A 22,167-nucleotide genomic window follows, 5' to 3' on the forward strand; every position below is an offset into this window, starting at 1 on the left:
GCTTTCCCCATTCCTGAACCAGCTACAGTTACTACTGCTACTTTAGTTTGTAGTCTCATATCAATTAGTCTGTATTGTACTTAGGCTTTTACTGTTACCTTTTTTAAATGAGTTGTCGTCTCTTCAGAAGCTACTTGTTTGCCTTTCTTTATAAAGAAGGAAAGTAGTAAGCCGATGATCCCAATTCCGACAATTACAAGATAAGCATCGTTAATTCCTTGAATTGAAGCCTCTTTAATTAGTTGTGCTTGCGTTAGGCCCTTTGTAGCTGCTGTAGGAATTAAATCCAACATATGAGTTTTAGTACGGTCTGTCATTACTGTAACAAGAAGTGAAGTACCAACAGCTCCGGCAACTTGACGAATTGTATTTGTTATAGCAGTACCATGTGCATTCAATTCTTTTGGCAATTGATTTAAACCAGCTGTCTGGATCGGCATCATCATTAAAGCCATACCGATTCGGCGTCCCGTAGACATAAGAACTAGATAAGTGTAGCTAGTTGAGTCAGTTAAGTTTGTAAAGCCAAGGGTAGTAGCAATCGTAATGATCATTCCAATAATAGCTAACCACTTTGCACCAACACGATCGAATAGCTTTCCGGTAACTGGCATCAGGAAGCCCATTACCAGGGCACCTGGTAGTAGAAGAAGTCCAGACTCTACTGGTGTGTAACCACGAGCATTCTGTAGATAAAGTGGAAGTAGCATCATATCAGCATACATAACCATTGTTACTGCGATATTAATAACTGTCGTTAATGAGAACACATTAAATTTGAATGCACGTAAATCAAGTAAAGGATTATTTGAGATTATTTGTCTCCATGCAAATAGCACTAATGCAACAACCCCAGCAATAACCGTGCTAATTACTTCTGAATCTGACCAACCTAATGTTCCAGCACGGCTGAAACCATAAAGTAATGCCCCAAATCCAATAGTAGATAAAGTAACACTAAGAGTATCAAATTTAGTGATGATTCGATCTGATACGTTACGTAAATAAATGAATCCTAGTACGATTACAATAACCGCAAATGGAATCATTCCGTAAAACATCGTTTCCCATTTGTAATTCTCCATAACGTAGCCTGCAAGTGTAGGACCTATCGCTGGTGCGAAAATAATCGCAAGCCCAACCATCCCCATTGCTCCCCCACGTTTTTCTGGAGGGAAAAGTGTCAAAATAACATTTGTAAGTAGTGGCATAATAATTCCAGCACCCGCTGCCTGAATCAAGCGTCCAGTTAACAAAATTGGAAAATCTGTCGCAATTGCAGAAACAATCGTTCCCGCTAAAAAGATAACCATTGAAGCTTGAAAAAGTTCGCGTGTTGTAAATCGCTGCATTAAATACGCAGTAATCGGTATTAATACACCATTTACAAGCATATATCCTGTCGTTAACCATTGTGCTGTTGCTGCCTTGATATGAAAATCAACCATTAGCTCCGGAATGGCAACACTCATAAGCGTTTGATTTAATGTTGCAAGAAAAGCACCTAAAATCAAAATAAACATAATAGGTCCTTTTTTTAGCGAATTTGTATCTGTTACAGAATTTTTACTCAATCCCCCATCAATCCTTTCTCTCTTTATCATGGACATAATTTACAAAGTGTTTAATAATTAACATGATATAAATTACATTATAATTAGTTAGTTAATTCTTACAACCGACAATATTTCTAGAAATGTATCGTAGTTATCACTCTTTATGGTTCTGTAGTTAATTTCGATCATAATAAACACATCTGAAATAATTGTAAATTTTATTGAGAAAGGTGATTTAAATTGAAAGAAGGTACAAAAAAACGAGTGGATCCTCGAATTACTCGTACACGCCAATTAATTAAGGACGCTTTTATCGATTTGCTTGAGGAAATGGAAATGAGCAAAATAACCGTTAACCGCATAGCTGAACGAGCAACCGTTAATCGAGTAACATTTTATCTGCATTATCGTGACATTCAGGATATGTTGGAAAAAATGGCTCAGGAAATGGGTGAGGAAATCGAGCAAATTTTAAGGAGATCAGAAATCAACCATAAATCAATAGAAGAAATCGATTCGTTAAGTCTCTTAAACTTACTTGAACATATAGCTGAGAATGCTAAGTTCTATAAAGTTGTTCTTGCTTCAACTCAAACACCAATCTTTACTCAGCAATTATTAAATATCATTACTGAAACAATAACAATACGAAGAGAAATCGATTCCTTGCACGTTCAGATGGCTATTCAAAGGGATATTATTATCTGGTACGGTTCTTCCGCTCTAATCGGTACGATTGTATCTTGGTTAAGAAATGACATGCCTTATACACCTCATTTTCTTGCTAAGCAATTATCACTACTCTTCAGAATTGGTAACAGATTGCAGTAGTTCATTTAGTTAATTTTAGATTTGATTGTAATATAAAAAAAATCATTAAAATCTGTCTGTACGTATTGCCTACAGTTTTTAATGATTCATTCAAATTGTCCGATTAGACATACAATTTTATCCAAAAACACTCAGTGCTATTACTGAAAAACGAATGAGCAATTATCCATAATTTCTCAATAATCTTATTCAAATTTTATTTTTCCTTAATAGATCTTTAAGTAATACTTCATAGCCTATACCAGTTTTCTAAATATACTATTTTTGTTGATAAATGTAGAATTTTAGTATTAACTACTATATTTGAAAACCTGAATGGGAGGTGGAATTAGTTATGTATGAAGGAAAAATCATCAAGTTTTATAGAGAAAAGTACAAACTAACGCAAGAACAGCTTGGAAAAGATATTTGCTCCGTTACCCATATAAGTAAAATAGAGTGTGCACAGACAAAGTACGCTCCTGAAATTGTTAATTTATTATCTAAAAGACTAGGCATTAATATGGAATTAGAAGTAGCTAATTTTATGAATATCAAACAGCGTCTACTTCATTGGCACGATGTAATCATCATGCAATTATTTGAAGAGATGGATCAAATAAATTATGAATTTGAAATGGAAGAATTAATTCAAATTTCAGAGTACCACGACATGTATCAGTTACTAAGAGCTAAATATTTTCTAACTCATAATAAGATCAATGAAGCTTATAAAATCATCAAAAAGATTCAAAAAAAAGAAGCCAAGTTAGCACAATATGAAAGCAACTTATTAAAGCATATTTTAGGAATTTATTATTTAGCAAAACAAGAATATGTTAAAGTAATCCAAATTCTAAAGTCCATCGATCATACTAATTATAAAAACCCTGAATATTATTACCATTTAGCAGTTGCTTATCATACATTAAAGGCCCCTGTATTAACCTATTATTATGCTGAAAAATCTCATCAATTTTTTAAACAAATCAATAACTATCTTCGAGTGATTGACGCCGAAATGTTAATGATTATTCAAGTACAAGGTGAGACTTTGGATGAAGAGATTATTATTCGGTTTAAAAATTTGATTAGAAGCTGTGAGTTATGTAATTCACCTGATCGAAAAGCAAAGGCTTTGCATAATTTAGCATATGAATATTACAGAGGTAAAAATTATAAAGAAGCTAGTAATTACTATAAGCAATCTATGCATCTTAAAGATTCAGAATGTTCATCATATTTGTTATCTTTAGAAGGCTATATTCGAAGTTCTTTTGAAGATGCTGCATGTAACTTGGAAGAACTAATTCAACAAGCAGAAACCGGCCTTTCTACAGCAAAAAAGCATAGTTACACTTTATATATCCATTTATTTAAGCTTTTACTTTATTTCTTAAAGTCGAAAGAAAAGGAATACTATCATTATTTAAACAACAGGGCGTTACCTATGTTTATGAAAAGTGGATTTTCATTTTTAGTGGAGCGCTCTAAGAAGGAGTTATTTAACTATTATTCTAAAATGGATTTAAATGAGCAGGCAATGGAAATAGCACAATTAATCGTAAATTCTTAATAACGTTTTTAGGACTTTTTATTATTACACTTATATATAAGATAAAAAAATAAGACAAGAATACAATTTTCGTATTCTTGTCTTTTCTATTTTTAAGGGAAAGTTTAGATGTTGAAAAAAGTTGATCTAATTCATTTTACAAAAGGGTGTTTATACTTTTTTCTAAACACCCTTTTTGTAATTTTTACTTAACAGTTACTTGACGTACTACCTTACCACTCTTATTACCTGCTTTATCAACCGCATGTAATGAAATTGAGATTTTACCTGCCTTTTGTTTAGGTAATTTTCCAGCAAATGTTCCATTACTTGAAACTTTTACATTCGCTTCAACTTTAGATCCGATTGAAATAACAATCTTCGCATTTGCTTCTGCTTTACCATTTATTTGAATACCTGTTTTTGAGCTTACAGATACGCTAGTAATAGCTGGTGCCTTTGGAGCAGTGCGATCTATTGTTACTTTTGGTTTACTTACAGTAATATTTGAAGCAACACTTTCGTTTCCTGCTTGATCTTTAGCTGTTACAGATAGAACTGTACCTGCTTTTTGTTTACTTATTGTAACTTTAAATGCTCCGTTTGAATCTGCTTTTCCTGAACCGATTACGTTACTTCCAATTTTAACAGTAATTGTTGCATTTGCTTCTGTCTTACCTGTTAAAGTTACGTCATTATCATCAATCGGGTTAATAACTGGCGAAGTAGGTGCTGTTTTGTCTAGTACGATTGTATTAGAAGCCCCGCTCTCGTTTCCTGCTTGATCTTTTGCAGTTACAGTTAGAATCGTGCCTGCTATTAGTTTACCTACTTGAATTTGATAATTCCCGTTCGAATCAGCCTTTCCTGAGCCGATTACATTATTTCCAATTTTGACCGTAATAGTCGCATTTGCTTCTGTTTTACCAGTTAATGCTACGTCATTATCTCCAATTGGGTTAATAACCGGAACGCTAGGTGCTGTTTTGTCTAATACAATTGTATCGAAACCATTACTCTCATTTCCTGCTGAATCTTTAGCAAAAACTGAAAGAACTGTACCAGCTTTTTGTTTACCTACTTGAATTTGATATGATCCGTTTGAATCTGCCTTTCCTGTTCCAATTACATTATTCCCAACTTTTACAATGATTGTTGCATTTGCTTCTGTTTTACCAGTTAATGCTACGTCATTATCTCCAATCGGATTAACAACCAAGCTTGGTGCTGTTTTGTCTAATACAGTTGTATTGAAAGCATTACTTTCGTTTCCTGCTAAATCCTTAGCAGTAACTGAAAGAACTGTACCAGCTTTTTGTTTACCTACTTGAATTTGATATGATCCGTTTGAATCTGCCTTTCCTGTTCCAATTTCCTCATTACCAATTTTAACAATGACAGTTGCATTTGCTTCTGTTTTACCAGTTAACACTTCGTCATTGTCTCCAATTGGATCAATTACAATTGATGTAGGAGCTGTATGATCTTCTTGTTTTAATACGTTAATCGTAAATTCTTTTGTTGTTTTGTCGCTACCTTTTGAAATCGTCGCCGTTAAAGTGACTGTCTTGTCTCCAGCTTCGTAAGTAGGACGAGTTACTGTTCCATCCTCTTTAATTACTGGTGGCTCACTTGAAGACCATGTAATCGTTGTATCTTGGCTACCGTTTGTAGGTAAGTTTAGATTTGTTGTAACAGCATTTGAATCTGTATTTTCTTTCTTGATTAGATTCCATACAAGTGAAGCTTTTGCTGCTTGTACAATTGCTGAATTGTCCGAATTCTCACTTCTTACCACGAAACCAAATTGGTTTGCTATAGAAGCGTTACCTAAACGGTAAATCGCAGTTAAAGTAACATCTGTATTCTTTGCTGGTCTAGTCACTTTTCCATCAGGAGCTATTACGCCTGGGTCACTAGATTGCCATGTGATTGTTACTCCATCATTACCATAAGTTGTTGGTAAATTTAAGTCTTTCGTAATATCAGTTACTACCTTATTTTCACCAAGTAAATCTCCAACTTGAACTTCATGATATGCTCTTAATACAATTGTTCTTTCTTTATTATCTGTATCTTTTAAGACTGTTACATTAAACGTTTTATACACTGTAGATGTGTTTCTTGTAATTTTTGCTACTAGTTGTACATGTGCATCATCTTCATCAAATAATGGTTTATAAACGTTTCCTTTATTTGTTACATGCTTTTGATCATCTGATGTCCAAACGATTCTTGATCCATTTGAACCGAATGTTGGAAGTGAAAGTGCATCTGTTAGATTGTTTAAATCCGTGTTATCACCGCGAATAACATCCCAAGTGATATTTGATGCATCTTCATTCGCTGCAATTTCATCATTAACTTCTTTAGCGGCAACTGTTACGTTAAATGTTTTTACAATACTTGCACCACCAACTAATACTGTTGCAGTCAATGTTACATTAGTATCTTCTGTTGGTCTAATAACAGTTCCATCATTTTTGATTACTGCTGGATTACTACTACTCCAGCTAATTACCGCATGATTTGCATCATCATAATTAGGTAATGCTAAATTCGTTAAGATTAATGATTGATCCTTGTTTTCTCCATTGATTTTATCCCATGTTAAGGCATTAGCTGCAATTGTTGCTAATGGTAAATCTGCTCCTTCTGCCGTACCAAGACGATACACTACCACGTTTTTAACAAGTGGATGAGTACCTCCTAAAGTTTTAGCTGGATTGCTTCCAACGATACTGCCACCATCAATTTCAAAATAGTTAGGTCCAGGTTTTAGTTCACCTGTATTAAAGCTAAAAGATTTTACTCCTGGATCATTTTCGTACCCTGGATAGATTTCACCAGCAGAAGTAGTTGGTGATTTACCCCAGTCTGAAGTAGGATCAAATAAATTTTTGTTAGCATTAAACCCATTTCCTACACGCTGCCAATCAGTCCAAGTAGCAAAGAAACGATCTTGAACACCAGTAATTGTTCCTTTTACCGTAAAGTTTGAATCATACGTGAAGAATGTTGCCGTTTGATTGTTATTGTTGTCAATAATCGCATCATTAAGCTTAACCTTTGGAATATATGCATTTTTGTGTAGCTTTACTTTAATAGGTGTTTCATTACCTAAGCAATCGACCATCGTAACTGGGATATCACTATCTCCTTGAGGATATGCTCCAATATCATTGTATCCTGTTGCTAGTCCTGAGAAAGTATAACTATCAGCTGGTATATTCCAACTCGGGATTCCCGTCTTTGTATAAAACACTTGTGCTCTATTTTGCGAATTACCACCTATTAAAATAGGAGCAAGTGCAGTATCGGTACTATTCAGATTACCGTTTGGTGTTTGAATATAGCCCATTAACGATGGGTCATTACCTTCAGTATTGAACACATAATTAGAATCATAAATTTTTGATTTAGAGCTGAAACTATCTACTAATGTAATAGTTGGAGCTATATTTGAACTAGCAATCTTTTGAATCGCGATGTCTTGTGTCTTACTTTGTCCATTTAGCGTGTAATTTACAGTAACTTTAGTCGCTGCAACATTTACTGTTAATGGATATTCGCTTTTATTTCCTAACGTGTCTGTCGCAATAATTTTAATATCATGTTGACCACTTGCATTTGGTAATACAACTGGATATCTAAACGTTTGAGTCGATGTTGTACTATAAGTTGAATACGCTCCCATTGATTTTGGAGCACCGCCATCAACAGAATACTCTACTTTATACCCTCTCGAATTCGAAACTGCATCTTTCACAGAAGCATTTAGCATTAGCGCTACAGGATCACCATCGTTTTTCACAACCGCTCTCATTGAAGTAGTATTCAATGAAGTAATTGTAGGAGCATCAGTATCAACATATGTCTCAATTCCGATCGCTGGTACACCTGGATCATTCCATTTTTCGCCTTCTGCCATTAGTAAAAACTTAACTGCATAAGCTCCTTTAGGTAATGTCGATGGAATTGTAACATTTCCTTTAATTGAATATTCACTATAATTGCTGAAGTATGGCGTTTGTGTAACACTTTGCGCCATGTCAATATCAATTGGGTCCCCAACAATCGTACTATTATCATAATAATTCTTTAAGATGACTGCTTGGATCTTTTTAACACTGTCTGTAGCTCCTACAGCTTTGAAACCTAAACTATAGCTGTCACCCGGTTTAACGTTTGCTTCCCATTTCATACTCGGAATATTGTCATTTAAAGTTGCTGATGTTGTATCAATCCATACATGCTTACTTGTTTTTCTCACAATAATTGTATGAGCGTCACCCATATTACCGATTTTATCCACCGGTGCAACATGAATTACGTTTAATCCTTCTACTAAACCGTTTACTGTTAATTCATATGTTCCATCTGCACTTTGTTTTACATTTTGTTGATAGCCATCTTGCTCTGAACCGTTTAAGGCCATGAATACATTACCATCAACATTTCCTGCATCGCCATCATCCATTTTCCAACGTACAGTATAGCTATTTGAATCCGTTGTTTCCGGATGTGTTTTTTCATCATAATCTGCTGAACGTATTACATTCATTTTTGGAGCAGTTGTATCTTTATACATTGGGATGTAAACTGTTTTTTGCGGTTTTGCATTCAGCGCATCAGCTGTTGCAGTTAGCGCGAAATAATATTGTCCATCTGGAACTTCTACAGCTTCATTCCAAAATGGCCATACTTCCGAAGCCGGTTGTCCAGGATTTCCTCCAGAATATGGATCCGTCTTTTTAACCCAGTCATTATTTGCTAAATGTGTGATAAGATTATGATCTTTATCTACAACATCCACTTTTAAATTACGTGCATTTCGAAGTAAAGCAACGATAGGTATCGGTAGCAGATTATCGTTAACTACATAATATTTATCGCCTAGAGCTAGTTGTCCAGGAGTTCTTGGTGGACCAAATAATGTTTCATATCCAAAAATGCCTGCTGGTGTTTGGAGTGCCAGTTGAGTTCCCGTTGTAGATGCTGTCCAAACATTTGTATCTTTTGTATCGATCACATTTGGTTCATCCCATTTACCATAAAATCCGTTGTATGGAACATTTAATGTCGGAAGAGCTTGATCAGTTGGCGTTAAATAGACATACCCTTCAATAAACGTATTTTTAGTAGTTGTATCCGCAAGTGATACTGTTACGTTAACTCGTTTAACTGTATTTGCTGGTATTGTAATTTCATTTTGATCAAACGTTAATTTTGCATCATCTAAATAACGACTACGAATATTATCCGAATTCGCTTTTTTACTATCTTTTAAGACATCTGTCATGACAGTACCATTCAATTTGTACGTTACTGCTTTATCAGTAAGATTTTGTGCAGTAATCGTAAAAGTAGTCGTGCCGCCAATCTCTCTTAAGCTGACACTTCCTGTACCATCTTTATTTGTTACCACAACCGGTGATTTCAGTGCTAAATCAGGTCGAATCATACCAGCACCTTGTCTTCTTGGTTGGTATTCTGTCATGTAATCTTGACGATCTGCTGGATTGTTATCGTTTATATAGTCTCTTTTTGCTGGAATTGCTGTGTTCATAATTAGATTTTTTGTTAATTGTGCAAATGCTCTTGTTCCTGGTTGGAACCCTTTTGCAATTAACCCTTGCATCACATCTGCAACCGCTCCCGTTACATATGGAGCTGCCATTGACGTACCATCTTCGTTTTCATACGTATCGTGTTTATCTGCTGTTACACGAACAGATGAATAAATTGCATGCCCAGGTGCCATGATTTCTGGTTTTAATAATAAATCACTTGTTGTACCCCAAGACGTAAAGTCAGTTGGCTCACCTGGATTTGACTCACTAAACGCTGAGCCTAATTTTTCATTTGTAATTTTAAGCGTAAGAGGCTTTGGCGCAACAACCGCAAGTCCGCCAACACCAGGTCCAGGTCCAGGTCCAATAACGGTGTTTAGCTTAGAATATGCATCTTCTAGTTTAACTCCAGCATCATTACTAATAAATGTATACGGAATTAATCCAAAACCAACTGGATTATCTAATGGCGCTTTACCTGGTGCATTGTAAATAATGACACCTGCAGCTCCTGCTTTTTGAGCATTGACTACTTTGTCAGTTATGTTAATCGTACCGCGTTGAATTAAAACAATCTTACCTGTTACGTCTAATCCACTAAAATCAGATGGTTGTCCAATTTTAGGCGATCCATCTGTATTTTTACCTAATGAAACTAACTTATATTCCTTACTTGTGTCGTTGTTCCAGTGCCAATCATCAAGACCATCTCCAGTAAATGAGCCTACTGTTCCACCAGAAGTTAGAGCATCATTTGATGTAAATGTATACTTATGATTCGATACGATATTGTTAGCTGCTGCAACTGTAAATGAATCTGGATATACTCCAGGATTCCCGATTTTATTTAAATCAGGTGTTTGACCAATCTTAATCGATTGACCCATTCCACCTACACGATCTGCATATGCATTTGATGCATTTCCTGCTGCTACTACAACAACATGGCCTTCATCAGTAGCATTTCGAATGGCAATTCCCATTGGATCATTAGGGTCCCTTGTGTCAAATGAGGAAGATGAACCAAGGCTCATGTTAATTACATCTGCACCTAATGACGCTGCATGGTCAATACCTTTAATAATATCTTCAGTAAATGCACCTGGTGCGTAATCGGAAAATACTTTTTCTGCGATAATTTGTGCTTCCGGTGCAACTCCTTGAATGACTGGTCCAGAACCTGCTGCAATACCTGCAACGTGCACACCATGTGAGCTTGTATTACTATCCGGTAGCTCTACGTGTGGGATTACATCACTATCTTGATCCGCCCAGTCGTATCCATCAACAACCTTATGTGAAATTGTTCCATCATCACGTTTAAATTTGCCAGTTTTAATTCGAGCTTTACTCATATCTTTTGGATCAGGGAATGCTTCATGGGTATAGTCAACACCTGTGTCAACAATTGCAACGACCATTCCTTCTCCTTTATATCCAGAAGGTTGTCCAACTGCTGAACCGTTCCAAACATTTTTAATGCCTGTTAAATCATGTTGTTGATTAACTGCTGGATAGTATTTATTTTGTAAAGTAACTGCTTTAACATTTGACAATGATTTAATTGTATCGATATCACCGTACTTAATATTATCAATACTAAAACCTTTAAAAACATTTGTATATTCTTGTTTAAAATTAAGACCATTATCACTCTTTACTTTACTAATTGATAATGAGCTCATAATTTCATTCTTTGTTGATTGAATATCTTTTTGTACTAAACTTGTTGCAGTACTTAAAGACATTTGGCTGACACCAATACCACTTGTCATCTCAGAAGCTGTTTGACCTTTTAACTGAACGATTACTGATACTAAATCATCTGGTTTATGTGTATCAACATCCAGTGTTTCCTTATTTTTAAATAAGTCTTTCTGAGCTTTTGCATGTTCAGCGTCAATTGCTTTTTTACCTTTTTCTTTAAGAGCCGTGATCATGTCTTCCGTCAAGTTCAGTGTATTTAGATTGTTCTCACTATTCGTTACTAAAATACCTTGATTGGGATCTTTGTCATCTGTTATTACCGGTAATTGTTGTGCTAGATCTTCGGCTTTTACATATGACATGTTTGACATAATCAGTCCGAAAAGTGATAAAGATGATACGCCTTTAATCCATCTTTTCTTGATATTCATTTGTTTCCCCCCTGATAAGCAAATTGCTTTTCTATTTTTAGTAATTTAAGTATTGAAAATTTTCTAAACACTTAAATATAAATAAATATTACTCGACGATTATCAAATCGTACATTGGGGGAATTGGGCACTTTTGACTATATTTTTTTCGTATATTAACTGCAAAAAACGACATAATTCAACTAAAAAATATAATAATTTTCTTAAATTCAATAAAATTTTATAAGATTTTGTAAAAAAAGCTCTTATTAAGCAAAAAATTGTTAATTTAAAAAAAAGAATTCATTTTGTGCTAATTTGGGGGAATTTGAACAATTTTTTTAAAAAATTGATTTGCGGATTCAAGTTGCCAATGATTGTTATCAAAAATTTTATCGTACTTTAATACTATTAGGTTTTTATTAATATAAAAAAATAAGACAAGAATACTAAAATTGTATTCTTGTCTTTTATTATTTTTAAGGGAAAGTTTGTATATGAAAAAAGTTATACTAATCGTTTTACCTGCTTACTTTTCAAAAAGGGTGTTTATTAATTACCTTATAAACACCCTTTTTAATTTTTACTTGAGAGAATTTATACTGCTTGTTATTACATTTCTTATAGTTTGATCGCTACAACACTTGACCAGTCGCTATAGATTTTTTTCGATCCAACAATTTTAAATGAACGGACTTTGTAATAGTAAGTTTTACCCTTACTTAATCCAGTATTTGTGTATGACGTCGTTTTTACGTCACTTAGGTGCGAATATGAACCTGTTTTTGAAGTTGATTTAACAATTTCATAACCTGCAGCACCTGACACACTTGACCACGTTAATTTAGCTGAAGTTTTTCCGTACTTTGTCACTTTAGCATTTGATGGTTTAGCTGGAATTGCTACCCATTTCGCATAAATTGTCGTGTTTGTTGTAACTCGATCCTTCGCAAAGTTCCAAGCTACTTTACCTGCAGCATCTTTGTACCATCCAAGGAATACATATCCTTTTCTAGTTGGTGATGCTGGTTGACCTACTGTTGAATTGTATTTCACTGTTTTAGCAGCCACAGAACTTCCGCCATTACTGTTAAATTTAACAGAATATTTGTTAATGTTCCATTTTGCATAAAGTGTAATATTACTTGTTAATGTTACATTTGAACCTACTGCTGTTTTTAATGCAGCATCTTTGTACCATCCAACGAATGTATAACCCGTTCTTGTTGGGATTGGTAATTTAATCACGCTATTATAATTTGCAGTTTTGTCAGCCACTTGACTGCCGCCATTGCTAATATAGTGAATCTTGTAAGAGTTAATACTCCATTTCGCATACAAGATCATGTCACCTGATACTTTATCAGTTTCAAAGTTCCATGGTGTTTTACCTTCTGCATCTTTGTACCAACCAAGGAAAGTATAGCCTGTTCTTGTTGGTTTTGATTCATCAAGTAATGAGTTGTAATCAGCTTTCACTGAAACTACAAGTCCAGCATCTTGTGTGTCATAGATTACAGTGTATTTAGCTAGTTTCCATTGTCCATAAAGTGTTTTTGTAGAATAGATCGAGCTTGTGAAATCCCAAGGAATTGTACATTCTGCATCTGCAAACCAAGCTAATTCATAGCCATTAACAGTCGGTGCTGTTATTCTGCGTGACACAATTTGATCTTTTGTTGCATCCTTAACTACTTGAGGAGCATCACTTTGAAGAACGAAATGTACATTATATCCATTCACCACTTTTTGAGTTACAGTTACATCTGCATAATCAGTAGCACTGATATTGATCTTGAAGTCTCCAATTTTAGAGAAGACACTCTTATCAATTGTAATCGTACGTGCAGCCTTATCTAATTTATATTTTGTTTCATCTAAAGTAACTGCACCAACTTTAATTCTAGTGATGGCATTTGCCCACTCAGAATCAACGAATTCAAGTGTAATATCGTTACCTAGCGCGTTATCTGTCGTATCTGTTAAAACTTGAGATCCGACTAAAGCATATTTTGCATAAAGAGTAATTGGTTTTGTTACAATGTTTGCAAAATCATACGGTGTTGTTAAATTTTGATCTGTATACCAGCCGTAGAACTTATAGCCAACCTTTGTAGGCTCTAGTGGCTTTGTTGCAGTTCGATCGACGATTTGAGCTGGAACAGAATCCCCACCATTTGATACAAACGTTACTTGATATCCGATTACTTGATCTGTAACAATTGCATCCGCATAACCTTCAGAAACAATCACTACATTGACCTTTTGTCCTGCTGTAAATAGGTTATGGTTTAATGTAATCGCGTTATTGCTAATTGTATAATCCTTGTTTAAAACTAAATCTTTTGAACCGATTTTTACTGCTTTGATATTATTTTTCCATGTTCCATCATCTGTAAATGGTAACGTAATATCGCTACCTACAGTGTTTCCAACTGTATCCTTCAATACTGTTGGAGGTGTTTTAATCCAACATACATAGTAAGTTGCATTATCCGTTAAATAAATACCGTTAGTTTGTGAAATCGGTGCTACCTTGTCACTTGAGTTTGCACTGTCTAGATATAGCTTATCGCTTATTGAAAGCGTTCCATTTGTGATATGTGATAATGCTGATTGCATACTAGGTACATTCGCTTTACCATTCACAAGGCCATCAGCAAAGTATAAGTCAGTTGCATTCTTTACCGTTCCGCCGTTTAAATCAATATGACGTCTGTAACTAAGTTTAATATTTGGAATCACGATCTTTTCACCAGTCGTTGCAGTAAGCGTTAAATTATATCCACTAATTTGCCCTGCATTTGATAAACTTGGTGCTGCACTAAACGCAAATTTTTGATCTGGATGTTCACTTGCAAATTTTTCCGTCGCAGTCGTAAATGAAAGCGTTCCAATTCGATCATTCGTTGACATGTCATATGTGCTTGGATCTAACGTATAAGTTGTCGGTGTAGCCTCTGTCGTTCCATCACTCTTTAATTTATAGTAAGTGGCTTCGATTTTGGCAATTTGATTTTTACCCGTTAACCAAGGGATATTCGCAGCATAATCTGGAATATTGACTTTCACATCTCCTTCACCAAGTACCCAACCAATACCGCTTGCTCCACTTATTCCGTCAAACTTCAATCCATTTGGTTTCGTAACATCAACAGGTGAATAGTTTTGCGTAAAATTCACTTGCCATTTCGCATAAACGGTTTGATCTGCACTTACATTAGCAGTTGTGTCCCATTGATTTGTGCCTGCTGGTTCGTTAAACCAACCCATAAATTTATACCCAGGTTTTGTTGTACTTGGATTAACACCTCCACCTCCAGGACTATTTGTAATGACATCTCCATTTACACGGGTTCTATTCGGTCTAAATCCAAATGCGATTGGATTAACTGGAGCGCCACCTTGAGTATCAAACGTAATGCCATATCCAACTGCTTGACTATAAAAACCGTTTGAATCAAGTCCGATTGTTTTAACCGGGTAAATGGTATTATCTGCACCCTTTGAACTGATATCAAACTTATACAACTGAGGCAACCAGTTCGTTCCACCTGGATTGATTGGCGAAGCTGAACTAACAGCTGCATCATTCGTCTTGAATAAATCTGCCTTAAACGTAATTTGACCTGGTACACTAATGTCGTAATATTTGTTCCCACTACCGTCTTTCAAATCTGTGATATCTAGAACGGTTGAGTTTTGTGTTTTCACTTTGATATTATTAATTCCATTACGCCAATTCGCATCATCTGTGAATTTAAACGTTAAATCCTTCCCTACATGTGCTTTTGATGGATCAGTCACTTCTGGAATTGTAGGCGTCGGAATTGGTAGAGCTGAAACCGTAAAGGTATTGGTTACATCTTGATAACCAGCAGCCTTGATTGTAACCGTGTAATTCGTATTCGAATTCGGATTTGATGTGAAAAGAGAACCAGGTAACGTAATTTTTGAAGGCATTACCGCTAGCGCTCCAAATTGATCATAATACGTAGTTGCTTCTGAGATTTTCACTAGATTAGTTACGTCTGTTGAACCTACCATCACTTTTGTAATTGCTTTTCGCCATACCACATCATCTTTAAACACATCACTAACTGGGATGAGATTGATTGATGCACCATTTTGTAAGTCTTTTAACGTTGGAATGGTCGTTTCACTTGTTTTTTGTTTTGGACCTGCAAAATTTAGCGCTGCTCTAATTTGATCGATTCCATCACCAGCATGTAAAGTGAATGTATTTGCAAATCGATCGAATCTTGGATCTGTATAATCTCCTCTGTTTGTCCCAATCGTCACATCTTTCGTTAACGTTAGTTGTGGTTCTGGAACCGTTACACCTGCGTCGATCGCACTTTGATTTTTCAACCCAAAGTTTTTGAAAATAAAATAGAAATCATTGTAATCAATTTTACTTGTTGCAATCGGCGAACCTGTATAGTTAATATCATTGTTACGATAGCTTCTTAATAACGATTTAACTGCTGGGTCGTTTCCACCAAGAAGCGTACTTTGGAACGAATAATCGTTATAAGCTTGAATCTCCGAAGTTAAGTCATTGATGTCAATGACATTATCCCCATTCACATCTCCACCTAAAAGAATCGGGAAAAGACCTCTGATATCTTTTATTGTTCCTGATTGGTAGCCAAATTTATTTTCACCAATGACTGGTGTTTTCTCATATCCTTTGAAATGTCCTGGTACACTCGCTTCGACAGAATATGGAGAGTTACTTACATCCATTGTTACAGCATAATACGGGTTAATAAACGTATAAGCAATTGTGTTATTAAACGATGTAGGATTATCCGTTTCAAACGTTTTACCCTTGTCATCTTTAACCGTTACCTTCGCTCCTGAATCCACTGTGAATTGAGGATATTCATTGGATACGTTGTTTCTTGCGAAAGCTTCAGCCGCCAATTGACCTCTCAGCACGGAAATTGACTGTCTGATATAAGGTACATTTGTTGGGAACCACGTAACTTCTGTATCCTCGCCTGATAACGTTAAATTGGATTTTAAAACCACTAATTCATCTGGTCCTGTAATCGGATCAGGGTTTGAATAGGTTACATCTGCTTCGATAATATTCATATCATGATCAAGTGCACCTTTTGCATCAATGCCAGATATCGTAATATCAACGTTTTTACCAACTTGATAAACTGGATGAACATAAGGTTCACTTACAGTTAATACCTTAGTAGGGTCAATCCCTTTACTGATTAAATAGTTTTTATACTCATCTGTTAATCTGATATTGCTATATTTGTAAACTTGATTATCGTTAAGTGTAATTTTAGCGCCTGTCATACCTACGCCGTGCTTTGTCGCGATTGTCGTTTTGAACGGTTTATTCGCATCGACAACCACTTTATCTTCATTACCTGGCCCCGCATCGACACCTCCAGAATTGGTAAGTGTTAAATATGGGGTACCTTTTTTAATGAAATAATATTCTTGTTTTGTGACCGATGGATCACCAGACCCCGCATAATCAAGTGGATAGACCCAGAAATAGCTACCGAATTTTGACGCTACGTCCTCAGGCGTAATACCAAAATGGAAACGACCTTTCTCATCTGTATTGAACCTTACAGTTGGCGAATCACTATCTTGGAAACCTAAAACTGTGTTTAACCCTTGGTCGACAGGTACAGGTGACCCATCTTTTGGACTTGGCACCGTCGTTTCGCCATTATTTTTCATCACATCGACGTTTGAATCGTAGACTGAACCATAAAATCCTTTAATCTCTTGATTAGGTTGGTAGCCTGTCGTGTCGATTTCATAAATTCCTGGCTTTGAATCACTGTCCATTTTAATGGTCGGTGGTGTGTTGTCTACATAAAGTGTATCTTCTTTTGTGTAACGTTTTCCCGCTTCATCCGTCATGATCATTTCAAGAGAATAAGTACCCTCTTTTATCACTACAGGTTTTGTTGCGATACCGGATGGATCATATGAACCATCATATGGCTTCGTAAATGGAAGATATTGCCCAAGATAAAGTGTGATCCGATTGCCGTAACGGACTCCTGGCGTAATCCCACTTGCATCCCCTAAAGAATTTGTCACCCCTAAATAATGTCCGTCCTTATCTTTTAAGACCATATAAGCGTCTTTCATTGCATTATTCACCGATAAGTCGTAAGTCGTTAGGCTATTCGGTGTCATTGCCTTCGTCGTCACTTTAAACGAATCAATTCCTTTTTCAGCGACAGTAATCGTGAACGGAACTCGATAAGACTCCGATGAGTCCGCCGCATTGACAAGGTGAATATACCCCTCATAAGTGCCATCCAAAGCATTTGATGGTACGGTAATTTTTGCTGTTGCTTTTACTGTACTACCACCATCAACTTTAATAGATGTCAGGTTGGACCCACCAGTAGAAAATGCGATTTTGACATCATTTCCTGTGCCAGGACCTACTTTATTCGATTCGGCAAATTTAGTTGAAAGGAACTCTGTACTTACGTTAAATGTTTTACCGCTTGTTCCTTCGTTTGTTACGTTAAAATCTTTCGATGAAATCACGTCATCGGATCCGTTCGTTGATCCTTCTCCTCTACCTTTAAAGCCAAAGAACATGCTTCCTGTAAGGTTATCCACTTGAGTTAGCATCGAATCTGAATTAGTAGCATATGCTTTGTCTAAAACTTGGATTTTTACATTCTCATTAATTGCGCGTGCAGGATCAACACGTCCAGCACCAACTTGGTATACGCTATAAGTTTTTGAATCTGTATTTATATCCTTAGCTGTATTCATTAATGCCGTTTTTACATCAGCAGGAGTATAGTCTGGATGAGCAGCTAAAACCAATGCTGAAATACCTGCCATATGAGGCGTTGCCATTGAAGTACCTGACATTAATTGATAAGAATACTTATAATCCCTTTTATCTGCACTTACATCTGCTTGTGGTTCCCAAACATCATATGGAGCAGTCGACGATATGTCAACACCAGGCGCAACAATATCTGGCTTGATTGTCCAATCTTTTACTGGTCCTGTTGAACTAAAGCTTGCCAAATCGTCACCTTTTTTTGTGATTGGCGCATCAAGCGTACTTGGGAACGTAATTTTTGCTGATTTAGGATCCTTAAAGATCGCATCAGAAAGAGCTTGTCCCGCAGCTTGAGTCAATGAAACAGAATAAACATTATCCATACTGACACCTAAGAAGCTATTAATATATCCTTGGTTATCCTCATCAGCACCATTGTCCCAAATGATCATACCAGCTACGCCAGCTTTGTGCGCATTTGCCATTTTTGTCTGTAAATACTCCCCGCCACGTTTCACAAGGGCAATTTTACCGGTCATGTCTAATCCACTATAATCTGCCGCACTACCTAAGCCGACATCAACAATTGGAAAAGTTTTTCCTTTAAATGCGTCATCAGTTTGTGTGAAGTTTTTACCAAACAAACGAGCTTTATAGTTCGATGTGCCGTTCTTTAAGGTCATTGTTGCAATATCTTCTGGAATCGTACTTGCACCAACCGTTATCGCTAGTCCAGCAGTTCCTGGTGAACCAACAGTCCCTGAACCAGGTCCTGCATTCCCCGCTGCAACATCACAAACAACTCCCGCTAAAGTAGCATTGTTGATGGCAATACTAGTTGGATACATTGGGTCGTTAACATTCGCACCAAGCGAAAGATTGATAACATCCATATGATCCTTAACAGCTTGGTCAATCCCGTTCAATACTGAGTCTGATGTACCATGACCACCTGGTCCTAATACACGGTAACCATAAAGGTCTACATTTGGCGCTACACCATTTGCTGAATAAACATCATTATTATTTGTCGTATTAGCAGCGATTGTCCCTGAAACGTGAGTTCCATGTTCTGTAATATACTGCTTATAATCTCCAGGAGGTGGGCCTGATATTACATCTGGATTCGTCTTCGCAGCTACCCAATCATCATAAGTTGTTTCCATTGGATCATGGTCATCCACGTATTTTACATTTCCATTTTCATCAAGGCCAACATTATTTACAAGGTCATGGCCTCCTTTATAGACAGCCTTTAAATCAGGGTGATTGTAATCAATACCAGTATCGAGTACACCAACCTTAATTTTTTGGCCTTTTCGAGGACCCGATTTAATAATACCTGTATTACCTTCAGCTTGAAGTTTATCTAATCCTAAGTAGGAAAGCGCTGATGTAGGCTTGCCTACAGATCCACTTGCCTCTTGAGCTTGAGGAGCACTTCCTTCAGCTGCCGTGTATTCAACTTGAGACCAAACAGAAGCAACTTCTGGATTTTCTGCAATTTTTTGAACTAATTTTGCTGGTAGGGATAAAGCAACTCCATTAAATGCTTCTGTATATTCTCTCGTTATACTAATACCCGTTTTAACAGTTTTCCCACCAACTATTTGCGTTTTAGGCTGTGCATTGACAAAGCTCTTAAATTTGGCATGAGAATCTTTGACCTTATTTTGTGCGTCGGAATATTCGTTTGCAAAAGCTTGACTATTTACAGTTGCTCCGCCTTTAGCTAACGATTGCTTAATGATTTGAATCTTAGCCGGATCTTCTTTAAATTGAACAAGTACATTAATATGCTTATCAGGACTATTCAAATCTTTCTGATCGACACGTATTTTTTGACCATTGTCTGCTCCAGTGAGCTTATTTATGTTAGCCTTTTGTTCTGGCGTCAACCCAGCCAAAATGCGATTCACTTCATCTGCTGAAAATTTTCCATCAGATGAGCTTTTTGAGCTTTTTTGATCAACATTCGACTCTGCATGTGCAAGAATTGCACTTTGAGGTAATAAGACATTTAGTAACATTGCACTACTTAATGCAACAGCCGAAAATGTTCGTTTCTTTTGTCTCTTTTTCATGGTTTTCCCCCCATTTTAAGTCAACTTTGATTAAGTATTTAAGAATTTACAATATTCAAATACTAATCTTCTACTTAATAATACTCCACTAAAAAGCCGCGATGTATTGGGGGAATTTGCGATATTTTGTCGTCGTTTGACGAAACAATTCATCGAAATTTACTACTAAAAACAAGTTTTTTACTGTTTTTATTCTCAGAATTGTCGTTTTATGCCATTTTTTCGTTCCATCAACCTAACAGATCAGTTAATTTTTTTAAAAAAAATACAAAACATTCGAATTTGGGGGAATTTTAGCATTTTTATAATTAAATTTATTTCATTTTTTTAGAATACCATATTTTCCTAAATGAATTTATTGTCTTTCATACATAAACAACAAAACTAAATACCTTATTAAAACTGTTAGGAATTTCTCATGTGTTTAACTGAAACGCTAGTTCTAACTTTCTTTTCTATAATATTAGTCATTGCAATATCCTCACTTCTAAGAGATAAACAGGACTAGTAAAAACAGATTTAGTTTGGAGGAAAAAAGAAAACCTCTTAAAACTTTTATAAATCAAAGTTTCAAGAGGTTTACGAATTATTATTTTAGTATAAAAAAAACCACCAAACAGTATGTATTGGTGGAGACGGTGGGAGTCGAACCCACGTCCAAGAATATCGGCACTTAAGCTTCTACGAGCGTAGTCACTGTATTAGCATTTCGCATACCATTTGGCCCAATGACAGGCTTCCTGATAGCTAGTCTGGTTAATCTCTTCCATTCCCCTCAGACGGTGAGGTCCGGCGTAGCCCACTAATAAGTGAACCCCTCTAAGCTATGCACATGGGCGATACATAGGAGGAGCCTTTAGTGCAATTAAGCAGCTAAAGAGAAATTGTTGTTTTTGCCAGTTATTGGCTTTTGCGTTTTAACGAGGCCGACCCCTCGACTCGCGACTTAAGCTCGAACTACCCCTGTCGAATCCGTAACGTCCCCATATAAAATGCTCACATAACTTATTCAGTTCTGTTCGCTATGAGTGACTTACGAAGCATAAAGCAAAGGCTTCATAATCTATAAAATCTGCACATCGTGCTTATTTATGTTGCTGATTAACTTACAAACTTATTATAGCATAATGTGTCCAAGTTGCAATTAACAATTGTTTCTAAAACAAAAACAGAATTCCAATGCTTCAACATTTATCCAATTAGATTCGCTGACGATCTCGGAATGCACGCTCCACTTCACGCTTTGCTTCTTTTTTCTTTAAATCATCACGTTTATCATATTGTTTCTTACCTTTACCTAATCCAAGTAAAAGCTTGGCATAGCCATTTTTTAAATAGATTTTTAATGGAACTAAAGTATAACCTGTTTCCTTTGTATAACCAATTAACTTCACGATTTCTCTATTATGTAGCAGTAATTTTCGAGTACGTAATGGTTCGTGATTATAACGATTGCCTTGTTCATATGGACTTATATGCATATTATGAAGCCATACTTCTCCGCCTTGCACACGTGCAAAGGAATCCTTTAGATTAGCTTTTCCAGCACGTAATGATTTTATTTCAGTACCTTGTAATACGATACCTGTTTCATACGTTTCTTCGATAAAGTAATCATGATAAGCTTTTTTATTTTGAGCAATTACTTTCCCTTCACCTTTTGGCATAAA

Annotated in this window: 6 protein-coding genes and 1 other RNA gene; 2 read left to right on the forward strand and 5 right to left on the reverse strand. The window is 36.0% G+C overall.

Going from position 1 to position 22,167, the window contains the following annotated elements; genetic code table 11:
- Positions 1–80 precede the first annotated feature (80 nt).
- The gene (locus tag MY490_RS19970) at positions 81–1,523 is read right to left on the reverse strand and encodes a DHA2 family efflux MFS transporter permease subunit (protein WP_432707097.1); all 1,443 of its coding nucleotides are present in this window, start codon (positions 1,521–1,523) and stop codon (positions 81–83) included.
- A 273-nt stretch (positions 1,524–1,796) separates the two neighbouring features.
- Here MY490_RS19970 and MY490_RS19975 point away from each other — a divergent pair, with 273 nt between their 5' ends.
- Complete coding sequence (locus MY490_RS19975) at positions 1,797–2,387, forward strand: TetR/AcrR family transcriptional regulator (RefSeq protein WP_248267214.1); 591 nt, start codon at positions 1,797–1,799, stop codon at positions 2,385–2,387.
- Positions 2,388–2,721: 334 nt separating this feature from the next.
- On the forward strand, positions 2,722–3,942 hold the full coding sequence (locus tag MY490_RS19980; protein WP_248267215.1) for a helix-turn-helix domain-containing protein: 1,221 nt from the start codon (positions 2,722–2,724) through the stop codon (positions 3,940–3,942).
- Between the two features lie 184 nt (positions 3,943–4,126).
- Here the strand turns inward: MY490_RS19980 and MY490_RS19985 are convergent, their stop codons facing one another.
- The 4 genes from MY490_RS19985 to smpB all read right to left on the reverse strand — a co-directional run bounded on the left by MY490_RS19985 (position 4,127) and on the right by smpB (position 22,164).
- The gene (locus tag MY490_RS19985) at positions 4,127–11,632 is read right to left on the reverse strand and encodes an Ig-like domain-containing protein (RefSeq protein WP_248267216.1); all 7,506 of its coding nucleotides are present in this window, start codon (positions 11,630–11,632) and stop codon (positions 4,127–4,129) included.
- Positions 11,633–12,232: 600 nt separating this feature from the next.
- On the reverse strand, positions 12,233–20,497 hold the full coding sequence (locus MY490_RS19990; protein ID WP_282439821.1) for an InlB B-repeat-containing protein: 8,265 nt from the start codon (positions 20,495–20,497) through the stop codon (positions 12,233–12,235).
- A gap of 627 nt (positions 20,498–21,124) precedes the next feature.
- Positions 21,125–21,482: a transfer-messenger RNA gene (ssrA, locus tag MY490_RS20005) on the reverse strand.
- Between the two features lie 214 nt (positions 21,483–21,696).
- Positions 21,697–22,164 (reverse strand): SsrA-binding protein SmpB, encoded by a 468-nt coding sequence (gene smpB, locus MY490_RS20010; protein WP_056469927.1) that lies wholly within the window; start codon positions 22,162–22,164, stop codon positions 21,697–21,699.
- Positions 22,165–22,167 lie beyond the last annotated feature (3 nt).

It is taken from the genome of Gottfriedia acidiceleris, from assembly GCF_023115465.1.
Lineage (GTDB): Bacteria > Bacillota > Bacilli > Bacillales > Bacillaceae_G > Gottfriedia > Gottfriedia acidiceleris_B.